1 rRNA gene is annotated in these 1637 nt (G+C 51.4%); it reads right to left on the reverse strand.

Features of this window, described 5'->3' with window-relative positions:
* Nucleotides 1–1627 (reverse strand): 23S ribosomal RNA (locus tag E2491_RS00005); the annotation flags it as partial.
* Nucleotides 1628–1637: the final 10 nt, after the last annotated feature.

A 1637-nucleotide genomic window follows, 5' to 3' on the forward strand; every position in this document is an offset into this window, starting at 1 on the left:
GCTTTTCTTGGCAGTGTGGAATCAAAGACTTCGGTACTTTATTTCCCTCGTCATCACAGCTTCGCTTACACGGAAACGGGATTTGCCTCATTTCCTGCCTCACTGCTTAAACACGCGCAACCAACGGCGTGCTCTCCTATCCTCCTGCGTCCCCCCATCACTCAAACGATGTTTTGGTGGTACAGGAATATCAACCTGTTGTCCATCGCCTACGCCTATCGGCCTCGGCTTAGGTCCCGACTAACCCTGAGCGGACGAGCCTTCCTCAGGAAACCTTAGGCATTCGGTGGAAGAGATTCTCACTCTTCTTTCGCTACTCATACCGGCATTCTCACTTCTAAGCGCTCCACCAGTCCTTCCGGTCTGACTTCACCGCCCTTAGAACGCTCTCCTACCACGACATCTCAGAAGAGATGTCATCCACAGCTTCGGTGAATCGTTTAGCCCCGGTACATTTTCGGCGCAGGGTCACTCGACCAGTGAGCTATTACGCACTCTTTAAATGGTGGCTGCTTCTAAGCCAACATCCTGGTTGTCTAAGCAACCCCACATCCTTTTCCACTTAACGATTACTTGGGGACCTTAGCTGGTGGTCTGGGCTGTTTCCCTTTCGACTACGGATCTTATCACTCGCAGTCTGACTCCCATGGATAAGTCTTTGGCATTCGGAGTTTGTCTGAATTCGGTAACCCGTTGGGGGCCCCTAGTCCAAACAGTGCTCTACCTCCAAGACTCTTACTACATGAGGCTAGCCCTAAAGCTATTTCGGAGAGAACCAGCTATCTCCAGGTTCGATTGGAATTTCTCCGCTACCCACACCTCATCCCCGCACTTTTCAACGTGCGTGGGTTCGGGCCTCCAGTGAGTGTTACCTCACCTTCACCCTGGACATGGGTAGATCACCTGGTTTCGGGTCTACGACCTGATACTCATTCGCCCTATTCAGACTCGCTTTCGCTGCGGCTCCGTTTTCACTTAACCTTGCATCAAATCGTAACTCGCCGGTTCATTCTACAAAAGGCACGCCATCACCCGTTAACGGGCTCTGACTACTTGTAGGCACACGGTTTCAGGATCTATTTCACTCCCCTTCCGGGGTGCTTTTCACCTTTCCCTCACGGTACTGGTTCACTATCGGTCACTAGGGAGTATTTAGCCTTGGGAGATGGTCCTCCCGGATTCCGACGGAATTTCACGTGTTCCGCCGTACTCAGGATCCACTCTGGAGAGAATCAACTTTCGACTACAGGATTGTTACCTTCTGTGATGGGCCTTTCCAGACCGCTTCGTCTAACTGATTCCTTTGTAACTCCGTATAGAGTGTCCTACAACCCCGAAAGGCAAGCCTTTCGGTTTGGGCTGTTCCCGTTTCGCTCGCCGCTACTCAGGGAATCGCATTTGCTTTCTCTTCCTCCAGGTACTTAGATGTTTCAGTTCCCTGGGTCTGCCTTCAACCGCCTATGTATTCAGCGGAAGATCATATCCCATTACGGATACGGGGTTCCCCCATTCGGAAATCTCCGGATCACAGCTTACTTACAGCTCCCCGAAGCATATCGGTGTTCGTACCGTCCTTCATCGGCTCCTAGTGCCAAGGCATCCACCGTGCGCCCTTATTAACTTAACCTAGTTAAAAA

This window comes from Jeotgalibacillus sp. R-1-5s-1, from assembly GCF_004405105.1.
GTDB lineage: Bacteria > Bacillota > Bacilli > Bacillales > Jeotgalibacillaceae > Jeotgalibacillus.